Origin of the sequence: Pseudomonas sp. ANT_J28 (assembly GCF_008370005.1) — a bacterium.
Classification (GTDB): Bacteria; Pseudomonadota; Gammaproteobacteria; order Pseudomonadales; family Pseudomonadaceae; genus Aquipseudomonas; species Aquipseudomonas frigoris.
In genome coordinates, this window is record NZ_VOBM01000029.1 from 19,567 (window position 1) to 37,713 (window position 18,147).

16 protein-coding genes and 3 tRNA genes are annotated in these 18,147 nt (G+C 57.7%); 18 read left to right on the top strand and 1 reads right to left on the bottom strand.

Going from position 1 to position 18,147, the window contains the following annotated elements:
* Positions 1-5: 5 nt before the first annotated feature.
* The 15 genes from folP to FQ187_RS19905 all read left to right on the top strand — a co-directional run bounded on the left by folP (position 6) and on the right by FQ187_RS19905 (position 13,210).
* Positions 6-857, top strand: a complete 852-nt coding sequence (gene folP / locus FQ187_RS19835) for a dihydropteroate synthase (RefSeq protein WP_149630778.1) — start codon at positions 6-8, stop codon at positions 855-857.
* A gap of 16 nt (positions 858-873) precedes the next feature.
* Entirely contained in the window at positions 874-2,211 is a 1,338-nt protein-coding gene (gene glmM / locus FQ187_RS19840) for a phosphoglucosamine mutase (protein WP_149630779.1), read from the top strand.
* Positions 2,212-2,277: 66 nt separating this feature from the next.
* Positions 2,278-3,033 carry a triose-phosphate isomerase gene (gene tpiA, locus FQ187_RS19845; protein ID WP_149630780.1) on the top strand — a complete coding sequence of 252 codons (756 nt, stop codon included), beginning with the start codon at positions 2,278-2,280 and terminating at the stop codon, positions 3,031-3,033.
* 4 nt (positions 3,034-3,037) lie between these two features.
* Positions 3,038-3,421, top strand: coding sequence for a preprotein translocase subunit SecG (gene secG / locus FQ187_RS19850; protein ID WP_149630781.1), 384 nt, complete (start codon positions 3,038-3,040; stop codon positions 3,419-3,421).
* 22 nt (positions 3,422-3,443) lie between these two features.
* Positions 3,444-3,529 (top strand) — tRNA-Leu (locus FQ187_RS19855).
* Positions 3,530-3,625: 96 nt separating this feature from the next.
* A tRNA-Met gene (locus tag FQ187_RS19860) sits at positions 3,626-3,702 on the top strand.
* Positions 3,703-3,840: 138 nt separating this feature from the next.
* On the top strand, positions 3,841-4,299 hold the full coding sequence (rimP, locus tag FQ187_RS19865) for a ribosome maturation factor RimP (protein WP_010463487.1): 459 nt from the start codon (positions 3,841-3,843) through the stop codon (positions 4,297-4,299).
* A 47-nt stretch (positions 4,300-4,346) separates the two neighbouring features.
* Positions 4,347-5,828 (top strand): transcription termination factor NusA, encoded by a 1,482-nt coding sequence (gene nusA / locus FQ187_RS19870; RefSeq protein ID WP_008024459.1) that lies wholly within the window; start codon positions 4,347-4,349, stop codon positions 5,826-5,828.
* A 27-nt stretch (positions 5,829-5,855) separates the two neighbouring features.
* Complete coding sequence (gene infB / locus FQ187_RS19875; protein ID WP_149630782.1) at positions 5,856-8,384, top strand: translation initiation factor IF-2; 2,529 nt, start codon at positions 5,856-5,858, stop codon at positions 8,382-8,384.
* Positions 8,385-8,543: 159 nt separating this feature from the next.
* The gene (rbfA, locus tag FQ187_RS19880; RefSeq protein ID WP_008149016.1) at positions 8,544-8,945 is read left to right on the top strand and encodes a 30S ribosome-binding factor RbfA; all 402 of its coding nucleotides are present in this window, start codon (positions 8,544-8,546) and stop codon (positions 8,943-8,945) included.
* Between the two features lie 3 nt (positions 8,946-8,948).
* Positions 8,949-9,866 (top strand): tRNA pseudouridine(55) synthase TruB, encoded by a 918-nt coding sequence (gene truB, locus FQ187_RS19885; RefSeq protein WP_008149014.1) that lies wholly within the window; start codon positions 8,949-8,951, stop codon positions 9,864-9,866.
* Positions 9,867-9,983: 117 nt separating this feature from the next.
* Entirely contained in the window at positions 9,984-10,253 is a 270-nt protein-coding gene (gene rpsO / locus FQ187_RS19890) for a 30S ribosomal protein S15 (RefSeq protein WP_003176135.1), read from the top strand.
* A 197-nt stretch (positions 10,254-10,450) separates the two neighbouring features.
* Positions 10,451-12,556, top strand: coding sequence for a polyribonucleotide nucleotidyltransferase (gene pnp / locus FQ187_RS19895; protein WP_149630783.1), 2,106 nt, complete (start codon positions 10,451-10,453; stop codon positions 12,554-12,556).
* Between the two features lie 139 nt (positions 12,557-12,695).
* Positions 12,696-12,768: transfer RNA gene (locus FQ187_RS19900), tRNA-Thr, on the top strand.
* A gap of 136 nt (positions 12,769-12,904) precedes the next feature.
* Positions 12,905-13,210, top strand: coding sequence for a DUF6388 family protein (locus FQ187_RS19905; protein ID WP_111450461.1), 306 nt, complete (start codon positions 12,905-12,907; stop codon positions 13,208-13,210).
* Between the two features lie 50 nt (positions 13,211-13,260).
* On the opposite strand, the gene nadC is transcribed toward FQ187_RS19905, so the two are convergent.
* Positions 13,261-14,109 (bottom strand): carboxylating nicotinate-nucleotide diphosphorylase, encoded by an 849-nt coding sequence (nadC, locus tag FQ187_RS19910; RefSeq protein WP_129438593.1) that lies wholly within the window; start codon positions 14,107-14,109, stop codon positions 13,261-13,263.
* Between the two features lie 283 nt (positions 14,110-14,392).
* On the opposite strand from nadC, the gene FQ187_RS19915 reads away from it, so the two are divergent.
* From FQ187_RS19915 to ampE, 3 genes are all read left to right on the top strand, one after another.
* Positions 14,393-16,603: a DUF1631 domain-containing protein gene (locus FQ187_RS19915; RefSeq protein ID WP_149630784.1), complete on the top strand. Its 2,211-nt coding sequence runs from the start codon at positions 14,393-14,395 to the stop codon at positions 16,601-16,603.
* A gap of 64 nt (positions 16,604-16,667) precedes the next feature.
* Positions 16,668-17,228, top strand: a complete 561-nt coding sequence (gene ampD / locus FQ187_RS19920; RefSeq protein WP_149630785.1) for a 1,6-anhydro-N-acetylmuramyl-L-alanine amidase AmpD — start codon at positions 16,668-16,670, stop codon at positions 17,226-17,228.
* Positions 17,225-18,061 (top strand): regulatory signaling modulator protein AmpE, encoded by an 837-nt coding sequence (gene ampE / locus FQ187_RS19925; RefSeq protein ID WP_149630786.1) that lies wholly within the window; start codon positions 17,225-17,227, stop codon positions 18,059-18,061. Before ampD ends, ampE begins: the two co-directional genes overlap by 4 nt.
* The last annotated feature ends 86 nt before the right edge of the window (positions 18,062-18,147 follow it).

An 18,147-nucleotide genomic window follows, 5' to 3' on the forward strand; every position in this document is an offset into this window, starting at 1 on the left:
TTGAAATGACTTCTGTTCAGTCCTCGACCCGATTGCCTTGCGGCAATCGGGTTCTTGATTTAGCCCTGACGCACGTCATGGGTATTCTCAACGTCACTCCCGATTCCTTCTCTGATGGCGGCCAATATAGCCAGCTCGATGCGGCCTTGCGCCACGCTGAGGCTATGGTGGCGGCCGGCGCGACGTTGATCGATGTCGGTGGCGAATCGACCCGGCCGGGTGCCAGGGTGGTTTCACCGCTGGAAGAGCTTGAGCGCGTAGCTCCGGTCGTCGAGCGAATACACCGCGAGCTGGATGTAATTATTTCGGTCGACACTTCCACGCCAGCTGTGATGCGCGAAGCCGCGCGACTTGGTGCGGGGTTGATCAATGACGTGCGCTCTCTGCGGCGCGATGGCGCTCTGGATGCGGCCGCGGCCACTGGCCTGCCAGTCTGTCTGATGCATATGCTCGGTGAGCCAGGCGACATGCAGGACAATCCGCAGTATCAGGACGTCACGAAAGAGGTGGGCGAGTTTCTCGCCGAGCGCATGGCTCAGTGTGCGTCGGTAGGAATTACGGCGGACCGGATCATCCTTGATCCGGGCTTTGGATTCGCAAAAACCTTGCAGCACAATCTAAGCTTGTTCAAACATATGCAGGCACTGCATGCCTTGGGGCGGCCCCTGTTGGTCGGGGTTTCGCGAAAGAGCATGATAGGTCAGGCCTTGAATCGGCCGGTTGGAGAGCGTCTGCATGGTGGTCTGGCGCTCGCAGCGCTGGCTTCGATCAAGGGTGCGCGTATATTGCGCGTCCATGATGTGGCTGAAACCGTCGATGTGGTGCGGATGATCGCTGCAGTGGAATCAGCCGAATAAGAATGATGGAGCACTTATGACTAAGAAATACTTTGGCACCGACGGCATTCGTGGTCGGGTTGGCGAATATCCGATTACTCCTGACTTCATGCTCAAGCTTGGCTGGGCTGCTGGTATGGCGTTCCGCAAAATGGGCACCTGCAAGGTATTGGTGGGCAAGGACACTAGGATCTCCGGCTATATGTTCGAATCGGCGCTCGAGGCCGGACTTACGTCGGCAGGTGCCGATGTCATGCTCCTGGGCCCGATGCCGACACCAGCCATCGCCTACCTGACGCGTACCTTTCAAGCCGAAGCGGGCATCGTGATCAGTGCCTCGCACAACCCTCACGATGACAATGGCATCAAGTTTTTCTCCGGGAAGGGCACCAAGCTTCCGGATGAAGTCGAGCATATGATCGAAGAATTGCTCGATACCCCGATGACCGTGGTTGAGTCGAGCAAGATCGGCAAGGTATCGCGCATCAACGATGCTTCAGGCCGCTATATCGAATTCTGCAAAAGCAGCGTCCCGACTGGCACCAGCTTCGCGGGCCTGAAAATCGTGATCGACTGCGCCCACGGCGCGACCTACAAGGTGGCGCCTAGTGTATTCCGTGAGCTGGGGGCCGATGTCGTTGTGCTTTCTGCTCATCCTAACGGCCTGAACATCAATGAAAATTGCGGTTCGACCCATATGGAGCCACTGCAAGCTGCTGTGTTGGCCGAGCATGCTGATTTGGGTATCGCCTTTGACGGTGATGGTGATCGGGTTCAGATGGTTGATCATACCGGTGCTGTCGTCGACGGTGATGAGTTGCTGTTCATCATTGCTCGTGACCTGCATGAGCAGGGCAAGTTGCAGGGTGGTGTGGTCGGTACGTTGATGAGTAACCTGGGGTTGGAGTTGGCCCTGGCGGATCTGGCAATTCCTTTTGTGCGGGCCAATGTTGGCGACCGTTACGTAATCTCCGAGTTGCTGGAGCGTGATTGGCTGGTGGGTGGTGAAAATTCGGGGCACATTGTCTGCTTCAACCACACCACCACCGGTGACGCGATCATTGCCGCATTGCAGGTATTGATGGCGCTGAAGACCCGCTCCGAGGGGCTGGCGCAATCGCGTCAGGCGCTGCGCAAGTGCCCTCAGGTGTTGATCAATGTACGATTCGGCGGTGGTGCGAGTCCTCTTGATCATCCATCCGTCAAGGAGGCTAGCGAGCGCGTTACCAAGGCTATGGCTGGTCGTGGACGCGTGCTGTTGCGTAAGTCCGGGACGGAGCCGCTGGTGCGGGTCATGGTCGAAGGCGAGGACGAAACTCAGGTTCGCGGTTGCGCCGAAGAGCTGGCAAAACTGGTTACTGAAGTTTCTGCCTGATTTCGGCTTGCCAGCCATGATTGTGTTGGGTAACATCTGCGCCCACTTTGACCGACGAGGTACAGCATGCGTCGCCCTATGGTAGCTGGTAACTGGAAGATGCACGGTACCCGCGCCAGCGTCGCTGAGCTGATCAATGGCCTTCGTCATCTGGCGTTGCCGAGCGATGTTGATGTAGCGGTATTCCCGTCTTGCTTGCATATCAATCAAGTGATTGATGGCTTGAAGGAAAAGTCGATTTCGGTCGGCGCGCAGAACTCTGCGGTGGAATCCATGCAAGGTGCGTTGACCGGTGAAGTTGCGCCGAGTCAGTTGGTGGATGCGGGCTGTTCCCTGGTGCTTATCGGGCACTCCGAGCGCCGCCAGATAATGGGCGAGCAGGACGGTATGCTGATTCGCAAGTTCGCAGCGGCACAGGCATGTGGCTTGATTCCGGTGTTGTGCGTAGGGGAAACCCTTGAAGAGCGCGAAGCTGGAAAAACTCTTGAGGTTGTCGGGCGTCAGCTAGGCAGTATCATAGAGGAGCTCGGTGTTGGTGCTTTTGCAAAGGCAGTAATCGCTTACGAGCCGGTCTGGGCCATTGGTACCGGACTGACTGCTTCGCCGCAACAGGCGCAGGATGTGCATGCAGCCATTCGCGCTCAGTTGGCGGCAGAGAATTCTGAGGTTGCACAAGGTGTGCGGCTTCTATACGGCGGCAGCGTGAAGGCGGCCAATGCGGTCGAACTGTTCGGCATGCCGGATATCGATGGGGGGCTCATTGGTGGGGCTTCCCTGAATGCAGATGAGTTCGGTGCGATTTGTCGCGCCGCGGGAAACTGAAAAAATGCTGGAAACAGTCGTAGTCGTTTTTCATCTGCTGGGTGCATTGGGCGTAGTTGCTCTGGTATTGCTGCAGCGGGGTAAAGGTGCGGATGCTGGCGCGTCTTTCGGAGCAGGTGCTTCAAATACTGTGTTCGGAAGCCAAGGTTCCTCTACCTTTCTTAGTAAGTTTACTGCTATACTTGCCGCCGGTTTCTTCATAACCAGCTTAGGGTTAGGTTACTTTGCTAAAGAGAAAGCTCACCAGCTGACTCAAGTAGGTTTGCCAAACCCGGCAGTGTTGGAAGTTCCAAAGCAACAACCGGCTTCTGATGATGTACCGGTGCTTCAAGAGCAAAAGTCGGCTACTCCAGCGACTGACGTGCCTCCAGCTCAAGAGCAAAAGTAAGAAGGGTTTCAAACGTAGTATTGCCGAGGTGGTGGAATTGGTAGACACGCAACCTTGAGGTGGTTGTGCCCATAGGGTGTAGGGGTTCGAGTCCCCTTCTCGGTACCAATTATCAGGAGAGCCCGCTGTTGCGGGCTTTCTTGTAGGTGGAAGGTTACATTGACCCTGTCAGGGATCGGTCGTATACTTCCGCCCCAGCTTTGTCGCGGGGTGGAGCAGTCTGGTAGCTCGTCGGGCTCATAACCCGAAGGTCGTCGGTTCAAATCCGGCCCCCGCAACCAGTTTAAGGAGCCCCTTTTAAGGGGCTTTTTGTTAGCTGGACACTTTCAACGCCGCTGTTCGACGGCGTTTCAAGGATGGGCGTTTCGCCCATTTTTTTATTTTGCACAGCATGCACATACATGCACGAGGGGGTTCAGGTGTCGAGCAAGCTAGAAGAGTTGCAGGCCTTGCTGGCCCCGGTGGTCGTGGCCCTAGGCTATGAATGCTGGGGTATTGAGTTTTCGGCTCAAGGTCGCCACTCAATGTTGCGCGTTTATATCGATAAAGAGGGCGGCGTGCTGGTGGACGATTGTGCCATTGTCAGCCGTCAGATCAGCGGTGTTCTGGATGTTGAAGATCCAATCGCCGTTGAATACACCCTTGAAGTTTCCTCGCCTGGCATGGAACGCCCGCTGTTCACTATTGAGCAGTTTGCAAAATTTGCCGGTGAACAAGTGAAGATCAAGCTGCGCTCGCCTTTTGAAGGCCGACGCAACTTTCAGGGCCTTCTGCGCGGTGTAGAAGAGCAGGACGTCGTGGTGCAGGTAGAAGACCATGAGTTCCTGTTGCCGATCGATATGATCGACAAGGCCAACATTATTCCCAGTTTTGACTGAGACGCGGATCCCGCGGATCCAATGGCTTGCGAAAGGCGAGGCGTACGATGAGCAAAGAAGTACTGCTGGTTGTTGAGTCGGTATCCAATGAAAAGGGCGTACCGGCAAACGTAATTTTTGAAGCGCTGGAGCTGGCTCTGGCCACTGCTACCAAAAAACGTTTCGAGGACGAAGTCGATCTGCGTGTGGAAATCAATCGCCACACCGGTGCTTACGAGACATTCCGTCGCTGGACGGTCGTCGAAGAAGCAGACCTGGACGATCCGGCCATCGAAACCTGGCCGAGCAAGGTTGCAGAAACGCATCCTGGTGCTCAGGTTGGTGATGTAGTCGAAGAAAAGATCGAATCCATTGAGTTCGGCCGCATCGCTGCACAGACTGCCAAGCAAGTCATCGTGCAGAAAGTTCGCGAAGCCGAGCGTGCTCAAGTCGTTGATGCCTATCGCGAGCGCCTGGGGGAAATCATCTCCGGCACCGTGAAGAAAGTGACCCGCGACAACGTGATCGTCGACCTGGGCAACAACGCTGAAGCGTTGCTGGCTCGCGAAGACATCATTTCTCGCGAAACCTTCCGGGTTGGCGTGCGTCTGCGTGCGCTGCTCAAGGAAATCCGCACCGAGAACCGCGGCCCGCAGCTGATCCTGTCGCGTACCGCGCCGGAAATGCTGATCGAGTTGTTCCGCATCGAAGTGCCGGAAATCGCTGAAGGCCTGATCGAAGTAATGGCAGCATCCCGTGACCCGGGTTCGCGCGCCAAGATCGCGGTCCGCTCCAAGGACAAACGCATCGACCCGCAAGGCGCTTGCATCGGTATGCGCGGTTCGCGCGTCCAGGCAGTGTCGGGTGAGTTGGGCGGTGAGCGTGTGGACATCGTCCTGTGGGACGACAACCCGGCTCAGTTCGTGATCAATGCAATGTCGCCGGCTGAAGTGGCGGCAATTATCGTTGACGAAGATGCCCATGCAATGGACATCGCCGTTGGCGCAGACAATCTGGCTCAGGCCATTGGTCGGGGTGGTCAGAACGTGCGTCTGGCTAGCCAGTTGACTGGCTGGACCCTGAACGTGATGACCGAATCGGACATCCAGGCTAAGCAGCAAGCAGAAACCGGCGACATCCTGCGCAACTTCATCGACGAGCTGGAAGTCGACGAAGACCTGGCACAGGTGCTGGTAGATGAAGGCTTTACCAGCCTGGAAGAGATTGCCTACGTACCGTTGGAAGAAATGCTCAACATCGACGGCTTTGACGAAGAAACCGTCAACGAGCTTCGCGCTCGCGCCAAGGATCGTTTGTTGACCAAAGCCATCGCTACTGAGGAAAAGCTGGCAGACGCCCATCCGGCCGAAGACCTGCTCTCGCTTGAGGGTATGGACAAGGATTTGGCGATGGAACTGGCGGTGCGCGGCGTAATTACCCGCGAAGACCTGGCCGAGCAGTCTATTGACGACCTGCTCGACATCGACGGCATTGACGATGATCGTGCCGGCAAGTTGATCATGGCCGCCCGAGCCCACTGGTTCGAGTAATTAGGCGCGGCCTGAGGAGAGAAGTGCATGACGCAAGTCACGGTGAAACAACTGGCCGATGAGGTCAAAACACCGGTAGAGCGCCTGTTGCAGCAGATGCGTGAGGCAGGTCTGCCGCACACCGCCGCCGAAGAACATGTGACTGACAGTGAGAAGCAATCTTTGCTGACTCACTTGAAAAGCAGCCACAAGGCGAAAGTGGAAGAACCACGCAAGATCACACTGCAGCGTAAAACCACCAGCACCCTGCGTGTTGCTGGCAGCAAAAGCATCAGTGTTGAAGTACGTAAAAAGAAAGTTTTCGTACAGCGCAGCCCGGAAGAAATCGAAGCCGAGCGCAAACGCGAATTGGAAGAACGTCGCGCAGTAGAAAATGCTGCGCGTCAGAAGGCTGAAGAAGAAGCCAAGCGTCGCGCCGAAGAAGAAGCGCGTCGCCAGCCTGCTGCTGCGCAATCCGCTACTAACGACGCCGTTGCAGCACCTGCTGCAGTTGCCGAGCCAGTACGTGAAAGCGCGCCGGTTGTGGCTGCTGCACCAGCGCCGTCTGCCGACGTTCGTAACAAGCAGAACGAACAGCGTCGTCCGGACAAACCACGTGCCGACGATAACAGTCGTCGTGGCAGTGGCGATGGTGAGCGCAAAAACGCTCCGCATCGTGCTTCGGTCAAAGAGAAAGCGCCTGCTCCACGCGTTGCCCCACGTACTACCGACGAAGAAAGCGATGGCTTCCGTCGTGGTGGTCGCGGCAAGGCCAAGCTGAAGAAACGCAACGCGCACGGTTTCCAGAGCCCAACCGGTCCTGTCGTGCGTGATGTGCAGATCGGCGAGACCATCACTGTTGGCGATCTCGCCAATCAGATGTCGGTCAAGGCTGCTGAAATCATCAAGTTCATGTTCAAACTGGGTACTCCAGCGACCATCAACCAGGTGCTTGATCAGGAAACTGCTCAACTGGTAGCCGAAGAGCTGGGCCACAAAGTGACCCTGGTCAGCGACACCGCCCTGGAAGATTCCCTGGCCGAGTCCCTGAAGTTTGAAGGTGAGACGTTCTCCCGTGCGCCAGTCGTGACCGTAATGGGCCACGTCGACCACGGTAAGACGTCGCTGCTCGACTATATCCGTCGTGCCAAGGTAGCTGCTGGCGAAGCCGGCGGTATCACCCAGCACATCGGTGCGTACCACGTTGAAACTGATCGCGGCATGGTCACTTTCCTCGATACCCCGGGTCACGCCGCGTTTACCGCAATGCGTGCCCGTGGTGCCAAGGCGACTGACATCGTGATCCTGGTCGTTGCAGCGGACGACGGCGTAATGCCGCAGACCATTGAAGCGGTCCAGCACGCCAAGGCTGCAGGTGTTCCACTGGTTGTTGCAGTGAACAAAATCGACAAGCCGGGCGCTGATCTCGATCGCATCCGTAGCGAACTGTCGGTTCACGGCGTGACTTCTGAAGAGTGGGGCGGTGACACCCCGTTCGTATCGGTTTCGGCGAAAGTCGGTACTGGCGTGGACGAGTTGCTCGAAGCTGTTCTGCTGCAAGCTGAAGTTCTGGAACTGAAAGCGACTCCTTCGGCTCCTGGCCGTGGCGTTGTGGTTGAATCGCGTCTCGACAAAGGTCGTGGCCCGGTTGCAACCGTTCTGGTTCAAGACGGTACCCTGCGCCAAGGCGACATGGTGCTGGTCGGTTCGAACTATGGCCGTGTACGTGCCATGCTCGACGAGAACGGCAAGCCAATCAAGGAAGCCGGTCCTTCCATCCCTGTCGAGATCCTCGGCCTGGACGGTACCCCGGACGCTGGCGACGAGATGAGCGTGCTGTCGGACGAGAAGAAAGCCCGTGAAGTGGCTCTGTTCCGTCAAGGCAAGTTCCGCGAAGTCAAACTGGCTCGCGCTCACGCCGGCAAGCTGGAAAACATCTTCGAAAACATGGGTCAGGCAGAGAAGAAGACGCTCAACATCGTCCTCAAATCCGACGTCCGTGGTTCGCTGGAAGCGTTGAACGGTGCCTTGAACGGCCTGGGTAACGACGAAGTGCAAGTGCGTGTTGTCGGTGGCGGCGTAGGTGGTATCACCGAGTCCGACGCTAACCTGGCACTGGCCTCCAACGCTGTACTGTTCGGCTTCAACGTGCGTGCCGATGCTGGCGCACGGAAGATCGTCGAGCAGGAAGGCCTGGATATGCGTTACTACAACGTGATCTACGACATCATCGAAGACGTCAAGAAAGCCCTCACCGGTATGCTGGGCAGCGATGTTCGCGAGAACATCCTGGGTACCGCTGAAGTGCGTGACGTGTTCCGTTCGCCGAAGTTTGGCGCGATCGCCGGTTGCATGGTTATCGAAGGTGTTGTTCACCGTAACCGTCCAATCCGTGTACTGCGTGAAGACATCGTTATCTTCGAAGGCGAGCTGGAATCCCTGCGCCGCTTCAAGGATGACGCTTCCGAAGTACGTGCCGGCATGGAATGCGGTATCGGCGTGAAGAGCTACAACGACGTCAAAGCTGGCGACAAGATCGAAGTCTACGAGAAGGTTCAGGTTGCTCGCAGCCTCTAACTCGCGCACTTCAAGGGCCACGGCGAGCCGTCGCATGCAAGTGCGCGGCACGGCGTCAGGACTCTAAACGCAACGCCCGGTCTGGCTTTTGTCAGGCCGGGCGTTTGCCGCTTTCAGACCCTTCGGGTTTCACCGTGGGGCAGTAACAGGTAACAAGACATGGCAAAAGAATACAGCCGTACCCAACGTATCGGCGATCAGATGCAGCGTGAGCTGGCACAGCTGATCCGTCGTGAAGTCAAAGACCCGCGTGTCGGCCTGGTCACGATTACCGCTGTTGAAGTCAGCCGTGACGTCGGTCACGCCAAGATCTTCATCACCGTGATGGGTCAGGACAACGCCGAAGACATCGCGCAAAGCATCAAGGTGCTCAACTCCGCCGCCGGTTTCCTGCGCATGCAGTTGGCTCGCGAAATGAAGTTGCGCAGCGTTCCACAGTTGCACTTCCACTACGACGAAAGCGTCGTGCGTGGTGCTCATCTGTCGGCATTGATCGAACGTGCAGTAGCTGAAGACAATCAGCATCCGGTTGCGGCAGAAGCCGAAGACACCAAGGAGTAATCGGTGGCTCAGGTCAAACGTATCCGTCGTAACGTCAGCGGCATCATCCTGCTCGACAAACCACTGGGGTTCACCTCCAATGCGGCGTTGCAGAAGGTTCGCTGGTTGCTGAACGCCGAGAAGGCCGGGCACACCGGCAGTCTCGATCCGCTGGCCACCGGCGTGTTGCCGTTGTGCTTCGGTGAGGCCACCAAGTTTTCGCAATACCTGCTCGATTCCGACAAGGGTTACGAAACCCTGGCGCAACTGGGCAAGACCACCACCACGGCCGATGCCGAGGGTGATGTGTTGCTGGAGCGCCCGGTGACCGTTGGTCGCGCCGATGTCGAAGCAGTACTGCCGAAATTTCGTGGGCAAATCAGTCAGATACCGCCCATGTACTCGGCGCTCAAACGTGATGGCCAGCCGTTGTACAAGCTGGCCCGGGCAGGTGAAGTAGTGGAGCGCGAACCGCGTTCTGTTACTATTACGCGCTTGGAATTACTGGCCTTTGAAGGTGATACTGCGCGGCTTGCAGTGGATTGCACCAAAGGTACCTATATCCGCACCCTGGTGGAGGATATCGGTGAGCAACTCGGTTGTGGCGCTTACGTTGCTGAACTGCGACGTACCCAGGCCGGGCCTTTCACGCTGGCCCAGACGGTCACGCTTGAAGAGTTGGAAGCGGTACATGCCGAAGGCGGCAACGAAGCGGTCGACCGCTTCCTGATGCCATCGGACAGCGGCCTGCTGGATTGGCCACTGTTGCAGTTCTCGGAGCACAGCTCGTTCTACTGGCTTAACGGCCAACCGGTACGAGCCCCGGATGCACCGAAGTTCGGCATGGTACGGGTACAGGATCACAATGGTCGCTTCATCGGTATCGGTGAAGTGAGCGAAGACGGGCGCATCGCGCCACGTCGACTGATTCGGTCAGAATGACCGAACGAGGGTGGCTGTTAACAGGCACGGTCACTACTCATTTTTAGATACAGGGATTTGTCCCTGGCCTGTTGAAGCTGTTTCTTTGAAACAGTTTCCTGATAAAAGGATTGCCTCATGGCTCTCGACGTTCAAGAAAAAGCTCAAATCGTAGCTGACTACCAGCAAGCTGTTGGTGACACTGGTTCGCCAGAAGTGCAAGTTGCACTGCTGACCCACAACATCAACAAGCTGCAAGGTCACTTCAAGGCCAACGGTAAAGATCACCACTCCCGTCGTGGTCTGATCCGCATGGTAAACCAGCGTCGTAAGCTGCTGGACTACCTGAAAGGCAAGGATCTGGGTCGTTACCAGGCTCTGATCGGTCGCCTGGGTCTGCGTCGCTAATAAGCGATTGCGCTAGAGGTTGGTTGTCTGTCGTACGTCAGTGGGTTTCCCGCTGGCGCATGGCAGGCTCCCAGCCTCAAGTTTTATCTGGATACCTGCTTTACCTGGACAATGACAGTCGGGCCGATTCCCGGCGTTGCCCAAGAATTTCGCAAGAAGACAAGTTCCCCAAGAGCCACAAAAGAAGGTAGGACACCGTGAACCCGGTAATCAAAAAATTCCAGTTCGGTCAGTCGACCGTTACCCTCGAGACTGGCCGTATCGCCCGTCAGGCCTCCGGCGCAGTATTGGTCACCGTTGACGACGACGTCAGCGTATTGGTGACCGTAGTCGGTGCCAAACAAGCCGATCCAGGCAAGGGCTTCTTCCCTCTGTCCGTTCACTACCAGGAAAAGACTTACGCTGCCGGTAAGATCCCTGGCGGTTTCTTCAAGCGCGAAGGCCGTCCTTCCGAGAAAGAAACCCTGACTTCCCGACTGATCGACCGTCCGATCCGTCCGCTGTTCCCAGAAGGCTTCATGAACGAAGTGCAGGTTGTCTGCACCGTCGTTTCCACCAGCAAGAAGACCGATCCGGACATCGCTGCGATGATCGGTACCTCGGCTGCCCTGGCCATCTCCGGTATTCCTTTCGATGGCCCGATCGGCTGTGCACGCGTTGCATTCCACGAAAGCACCGGCTACCTGTTGAACCCGACTTACGAACAACAGAAAGCTTCGAGCCTGGACATGGTCGTTGCCGGTACTTCGGAAGCCGTGTTGATGGTTGAATCGGAAGCCAAAGAGCTGACCGAAGACCAGATGCTGGGCGCGGTACTGTTTGCTCACGACGAGTTCCAGGTGGTGATCAACGCTGTCAAAGAACTGGCTGCCGAAGCTGCCAAGCCAACCTGGGCCTGGGCTCCTCAGCCAGAAGCTACCGCTCTGCTGGGCGCTATCCGCTCCGAGTTCGGCGCTGCGATCTCCGACGCCTACACCATCACCATCAAGGCCGACCGTTACGCTCGTCTGGGCGAACTGAAAGACCAGGTGGTTGCCAAGCTGTCCGGTGAAGAAGGTCAGCCTTCCTCCAGCGAAGTCAAAGCGGCTTTCGGCGAAATCGAATACCGCACCGTTCGCGAAAACATCGTAAACGGCAAGCCACGTATCGACGGTCGCGACACCAAGACCGTACGTCCTTTGAACATCGAAGTCGGTGTTCTGCCCAAGACCCACGGTTCGGCTCTGTTCACCCGTGGCGAAACCCAGGCTCTGGTTGTTGCAACACTGGGCACCGCCCGTGACGCACAACTGCTGGACACCCTGGAAGGCGAGAAAAAAGACCCGTTCATGCTGCACTACAACTTCCCTCCGTTCTCGGTAGGTGAGTGTGGTCGCATGGGTGGCGCTGGTCGTCGCGAAATCGGTCACGGCCGTCTGGCCCGTCGTTCGATTGCAGCCATGCTGCCTGCTGCTGACGTGTTCCCGTACACCATCCGTGTTGTGTCGGAAATCACCGAGTCCAACGGTTCGAGCTCGATGGCTTCCGTTTGCGGCGCTTCCCTGGCGCTGATGGATGCCGGCGTTCCGATGAAGGCACCGGTTGCCGGTATCGCCATGGGTCTGGTTAAAGAAGGCGAGAAGTTCGCGATCCTGACCGACATCCTGGGTGACGAAGACCACCTGGGCGACATGGACTTCAAAGTAGCCGGTACCGCCAAAGGTGTGACCGCGCTGCAGATGGACATCAAGATCAAAGGTATCACCGAAGAAATCATGGAAATCGCTCTGGGCCAAGCCCTGGAAGCGCGCCTGAACATCCTCGGTCAGATGAACCAGATCATTGGCCAGTCGCGTACCGAACTGTCGGAAAATGCTCCGACCATGATCGCGATGAAAATCGACACCGACAAAATCCGTGATGTCATCGGTAAAGGCGGCGCGACCATTCGTGCGATCTGTGAAGAGACCAAGGCTTCGATCGACATCGAAGACGACGGCTCGATCAAGATCTTCGGCGAAACCAAGGAAGCGGCTGAAGCTGCCCGTCAGCGCGTTCTGGGCATCACCGCAGAAGCTGAAATCGGCAAGATCTACGTCGGTAAGGTTGAGCGCATCGTCGACTTCGGCGCATTCGTCAATATCCTGCCTGGCAAGGACGGTCTGGTTCACATCTCGATGCTGAGCGACGCTCGCGTTGAAAAAGTGACCGACATCCTGAAAGAAGGCCAGGAAGTGGAAGTACTGGTACTGGACGTGGACAACCGCGGCCGTATCAAGCTGTCCATCAAAGACGTAGCAGCAGCCAAGGCTTCGGGCGTTTAATCACTCCCCACGCCTGACCGCTTCAACGTTATAAAAAATGCCCCGCAGTGAAAGCTGCGGGGCATTTTTTTGCCTGCAAAAAAAAGAGACGAGCCATGAAGTTGCCTGACCCCAAAGTCAGTGCTAGGTTTAGCCCACTGCCCGTGTAGCTCAGTTGGTAGAGCAGCGCACTCGTAACGCGAAGGTCGCAGGTTCGATTCCTGTCTCGGGCACGAGCGACACGTTGTTTTCAGATGATCCCGAATGGTTCTGAAGGCCAGATAAACCGGGCGTCAAACGGTTTTTTGCGTCAGAGAGATCCTTGATGATCCAGATCCATCTTCCATTCCCCAGATCAAAGAGAACGCCATGACCGTTAAAGAATTGACCCAAGAAGCCAGACACGCAGAAGCGCTGAAGAAGTACTTGCTGGATTCGCCCCAGCTAGCCGAAGAGATCAAGGACTTGCCCGCCGACGATCAGAAAGACCAGATCCAGTGGGCATTCGAGGATGAGGCAGAGTCTCAAGGCTTGCAGCCGTGGGAACTGACGCTCAAGTACACCTCAACCCCTGAAGAGTTCGAGGCTGCGCGCCTTGTTCTGCACAAGGAGGCTGCCGAGGTGTTGGGCGTCGAGTGGGAAGAGTACTGCGAGATGAATAATCTGGTGGTCTGATAAAAACGCCAGCCTCACGAGGCTGGCGTTTTTCATTCACGCAGACGTTATCAAAGGCTCAGACGCATCGACAGATCGACAGCCTTCACATCCTTGGTCATTGCACCAATCGAGATGTAATCCACCCCGGTTTCGGCGATCGGTAGCAGCGTGCTTTCGTTGATACCGCCGCTGGCCTCCAGTTTCGCCTTGCCGCCGTTCAGGCGCACGGCTTCGCGCATGTCATCCAGACTCAACTCATCGAGCATGATGATGTCGGCACCGGCCGCCAGGGCTTCCTTCAGCTCCTCCAGGCTTTCCACTTCGATCTCCACCGGTTTGCCCGGGGCAATCTTGTGCGCGGCTTTGATGGCCTCCGGGATGCCACCGCAGGCGGCAATATGGTTTTCCTTGATCAGGAAGGCGTCGTACAGGCCGATGCGGTGGTTATGGCACCCGCCGCAGGTCACGGCGTACTTCTGCGCCAGACGCAGCCCCGGCAAGGTTTTACGGGTGTCGAGCAACTTCACCTGAGTCTCGGCAACGTAATCCGCCAGGTACTGCGCGCGCGTGGCCACGCCAGAAAGCAACTGCAGGAAGTTCAGTGCACTGCGTTCGCCCGTCAGTAGTGAGCGCGCCGGGCCTTCGAGGTGGAACAGCACCTGATTGGGTTTCACACGCTCGCCATCGCGCACCTGCCAGTGCACCGCAACACGTGGGTCCAGCTGCCGAAACACTGCATCAACCCAGGCTGTGCCGCAGATGACGGCAGCGTCGCGGGTAATGATGGTGGCTTTGGCCAGGCGTTCGGCGGGGATCAACTGTGCGGTGATGTCGCCGCTGCCGATGTCTTCGAGCAACGCACGGCGCACGTTGGCTTCGATTTCGGCGGTCAAATCGGCGAGACGTAGATTCGGCATAACGGACTCCACAAACAAAGTGGCCCGATTATAGGGCCATGGCGCTGGGCAACCCAAGGCATCAGAGGCGTTCCGATCACTCTGAAACCTGCATTTGGTCGATTCTCCTGAGCAATCGGCACTAAGTCAGCGTCTGCCATAAGCGTCTATTTCAATGGGAAACGCAGAGTCTGCTGGTAGAGGGGACATCTTTTGCAAGATAATCCGCCTTGCTTTTGACGTCATGGCTTTGACGTAGATTTGGATTGACGACTTCGAAGACTCACCGTTTCAGGAGGCCTGAATGCACAACGACGGGAATGTAGTGCCTTTGCACAGGGTTGCTACCGACCAGGCGACTCACTCGCCGCTCGCCCGCCTGCCTGTGATTCTGCTTCAGGTTCGCGACAAGGCCGCCCAACAGCTCAGGCATGGTTTGCAGGAGCTGTTCGATAACGCCGACGACACGCTGTTCGAAATGGCCGACCGGGCCCGCAATGACGGCGAACAGAACCTCTTCTTCGAAGCCATGCGCGACTTGCGCCTCAAGCGCAAAAACATCGAACGCGGCTTTCTCGAACAATTCTTCGCGGCTTTTGTCAGCCTAACCCAGTACGACATCACTCAGTCTGCCTTGCCCATGGCGTTGGTCTTCGACGATTCGGTGGCGCTGCCCGATGACGACATGGAACGTAGCGTGGCGGTGGAGGCGATGGTCAGCAAAGTGCTGAACCGCGACGGCTTCGCCCTGGACCAACTGACTGCCCGGCTCCGCGCACTGTTGGGCAAGGAACTGCTCGATCAGCACAATCCCATGGGGCCGGCGATGCTCTGCGAGTACTTTTTGCAGGCCGGGCGCAACCTGGGGGTGGAGATCAAGGTCAAGCTGATCATCCTCAAACTGTTCGAACGCTATGTGCTCAGGGATGCCAATCAGCTCTACGCCGAAGCCAATCAGTTGCTGATCGCCACCGGTGTGCTGCCTGACCTTAAGCCCGCCCCAGCGCGTCGGGTCACGGATCGTGCGCCTGCCGGCGTTGGCACTGAACCCGCACAGGCCAACACTCGCGTCGGTGGCCCGCCGATCGACGACAGCGTGCAGGAAGTCTTCGCGGCGTTGCAGGAGTTGCTGTTTCACGTGCGTGGCAGTGTCGCGCCAACCCTGGAAGCCAGCGCCCAGACACAGCCGATTTCCACCCGTGACCTAATGCGGCTGCTCTCGCACTTGCAGCAATACGTGCCGGCGCCGGCACCCCAGGACGACTTCGATCTGCGAAACCAGCTCGAACAACTGCTGACCCGGGTCAGCGTCAAAAGTGGCAAGTCACGCGTGGTCGGGGTGGCTGACGAAGACGTGATCAACCTGATCGCCATGCTCTTCGAATGCATCCTCGATGACCGCAACCTGCCGGACTCGCTCAAGGCGTTGATCGGCCGTTTGCAGATCCCGATGCTGAAAGTGGCGGTGCTCGACAAGAGCTTCTTCAGCCGCAGCAGTCACCCGGCCCGGCGCCTGCTCAATGAAATCGCCACCGCAGCCATGGGCTGGGGCGAGTGCGATGACCATGAGCGCGACAGCCTGTATCTGCGCATCGAGCAAGTGGTGCAACGGTTGCTGAACGATTTTGTCGATGATCCGGCGGTGTTTTCCGAATTGCTCGCGGATTTTCTCGCCTTCACCAGCGATGAGCGCCGTCGCAGTGAGCTGCTGGAGCAACGTACCCGTGACGCCGAAGAAGGCCGTGCCAGGACTGAACTGTCCCGGCAGCGCGTCGAACAGGTGCTGAATCAGGCCTTGTTGGGCAAAGTATTGCCGCAACGGGTGGTGGTGTTTGTCCAGGAAGCGTGGAGCCAGGTGCTGCTGCTGACCTGTCTCAAGCACGGCGATCAGTCGGCCGAGTGGCACGCCAATGTGCAGGCCATGGAACAATTGATCTGGAGCGTGCAGCGTCATGATGAACCCGATGCGAGCCTGCGCTTGTTGGCACTGGTGCCTGGGTTACTCAAGTCGTTGCGCGACGGGCTGAGCAGTTCGGCATTCGATCCGTTCGCTACCAGCGAGTTTTTCAGTGAGCTGGAAGCCTTGCACGTTCAGCTGTTCGAACGTGCTGGGACAATGCTTGAGCGGCCCGTCGATACTCCGGAGATGGTCCAAGTGCTGCAGGAAATCGTCCTGCGAACCGCGGACGAAGGTCCGGCCGAAACGGCGTCAGTGCGTTTACCGGAGGACGATGCCGGTCTGCTTCAGGTCGATCAACTGCGGTTGGGGTGCTGGGTCGAGTTTCAGGAAGATGAGGAAAACACCCTTCGCTGCAAGCTGGCGGCGATCATTGAGGCCACCGGCAAGTACATTTTCGTCAACCGCACCGGGATGAAAGTGCTGGAGCGCAGCCGCACCGGTCTGGCGCTGGAATTCCGTCGTGGCGCGGTGCGCGCGCTGGACGACACCTTGCTGTTCGATCGGGCGCTGGAGTCGGTGATCGGCAATCTGCGTCGCCTCAATCGCGGCAAGTGATCGCGCCCCGAGGGTCTATCGCGGCATACTGGGCGCCAACACAGTCGTCGTTGAAGGAACCTGTATGCAGTTGGACCCCGCGAGCGGTTGGTGTCAGGGCGTAGATATTTGCCCCTCGCCCAACTTCAATGCGCGCCCCTCGGGCGAAATTTCCCTGCTGGTGATCCACAACATCAGTTTGCCGCCAGCGCAATTCGCCACCGGCAAGGTGCAGGAGTTTTTCCAGAATCGTCTGGATGTCACGGAGCACCCCTACTTTGAAGGGATCGCCGACCTGCGTGTGTCTGCGCACTTTCTGATCGAACGTGACGGCACCGTCACTCAGTTTGTCTCTTGTCTTGAGCGTGCCTGGCATGCCGGCATCTCGAGTTTCGAAGGACGGGAAACCTGTAACGATTTTTCCGTGGGCATCGAACTTGAAGGCACGGATGATCTGCCGTTCACCGACGCTCAGTATCAAGCGTTGACGACCCTGACCCGGCAGCTGCAAAGCGCGTTCACGGCCATCACCGCACAGCGCATTTGCGGGCATAGCGACATCGCACCCGGGCGTAAAACCGATCCGGGGGCTGCGTTCGACTGGGCACGCTATCGGGCGGCCCTGGCAAAAGAGGAACAACAATGAGTTTTCTGGTGTTGCTGTTGGCGGTCTGGATCGAGAAGTTCTCGGCCCTGCGCCATCGGGTTCAGCGTGATGGTGGATGGGTTCGCGAGCTGAACAAGCTTGAGGTCAGTCCGCGTCTGGCGAAAAGTCCGTGGTTGATTTTGCTGATACTGGTGTTGTTGCCAGCGGCACTGCTGGGTTTGCTGCTACTGGTATTGGACCCAGTGGCTTACGGTCTGCTGGCGTTGCCGGTGCATCTGCTGGTGGTGATTTACAGTCTCGGCCGCGGTGATCTGCTGGCCGGTCTCGGGCCGTTTCGCGATGCCTGGCGCCGGGAAGACCTGCAAGCTGCCGCTCATGTAGCGGACCGCGATGTGGGTATCTGCGCCGATAGCGGCGAACAACTGCTGGAACGAGTCGAAGGACATTTGCTGTGGGAGGCTTATCAGAGCTTTTTCGCGGTGATTTTCTGGTACTTCCTGCTGGGGCCGGTCGCGGCCCTGAGCTATCGACTGCTGGCCCTGGCCGAAGAACACGGGCAGAACCCGGCCGTGGTCGAACGCGCCTCACAACTGCGTCATGCGTTCGACTGGGTGCCGGTGCGTTTGTTGGCGGCGAGTTTTGCGTTGGTCGGCAACTTTGTCGCGGTCAGCCGGGTGATGCTGCACGAGTTGCTGAACTGGAACATCAGCGCCGCCCAATTGATCGAGAAGGTCGGGCTGGTGGCGGGTGAAATCCCGGCACCAGTGGTCGGGCCTGACGGCATCAACAGTCTGGACCGGATCTGGGAACTGCTGCTGCGCGCGGCGGTGCTCTGGTACGCCGGTTTTGCGTTGTGGACCGTCTTTCCGTAAGCACACTGACCCCTGTAGCAGCGGGCTGCGTCAGCTGCTACAAGACCGCGTGCATCCCGCCGTTAACCTTAAGTTACAAAACCTCC

Coding starts and splice junctions, on each gene's coding strand:
- folP (WP_149630778.1), top strand. CDS start 6: ATGACTTCTGTTCAGTCCTCGACCCGATTGCCTTGCGGCAATCGGGTT.
- glmM (WP_149630779.1), top strand. CDS start 874: ATGACTAAGAAATACTTTGGCACCGACGGCATTCGTGGTCGGGTTGGC.
- tpiA (WP_149630780.1), top strand. CDS start 2,278: ATGCGTCGCCCTATGGTAGCTGGTAACTGGAAGATGCACGGTACCCGC.
- secG (WP_149630781.1), top strand. CDS start 3,038: ATGCTGGAAACAGTCGTAGTCGTTTTTCATCTGCTGGGTGCATTGGGC.
- nusA (WP_008024459.1), top strand. CDS start 4,347: ATGAGCAAAGAAGTACTGCTGGTTGTTGAGTCGGTATCCAATGAAAAG.
- infB (WP_149630782.1), top strand. CDS start 5,856: ATGACGCAAGTCACGGTGAAACAACTGGCCGATGAGGTCAAAACACCG.
- rbfA (WP_008149016.1), top strand. CDS start 8,544: ATGGCAAAAGAATACAGCCGTACCCAACGTATCGGCGATCAGATGCAG.
- rpsO (WP_003176135.1), top strand. CDS start 9,984: ATGGCTCTCGACGTTCAAGAAAAAGCTCAAATCGTAGCTGACTACCAG.
- FQ187_RS19905 (WP_111450461.1), top strand. CDS start 12,905: ATGACCGTTAAAGAATTGACCCAAGAAGCCAGACACGCAGAAGCGCTG.
- nadC (WP_129438593.1), bottom strand. CDS start 14,109: ATGCCGAATCTACGTCTCGCCGATTTGACCGCCGAAATCGAAGCCAAC.
- FQ187_RS19915 (WP_149630784.1), top strand. CDS start 14,393: ATGCACAACGACGGGAATGTAGTGCCTTTGCACAGGGTTGCTACCGAC.
- ampD (WP_149630785.1), top strand. CDS start 16,668: ATGCAGTTGGACCCCGCGAGCGGTTGGTGTCAGGGCGTAGATATTTGC.
- ampE (WP_149630786.1), top strand. CDS start 17,225: ATGAGTTTTCTGGTGTTGCTGTTGGCGGTCTGGATCGAGAAGTTCTCG.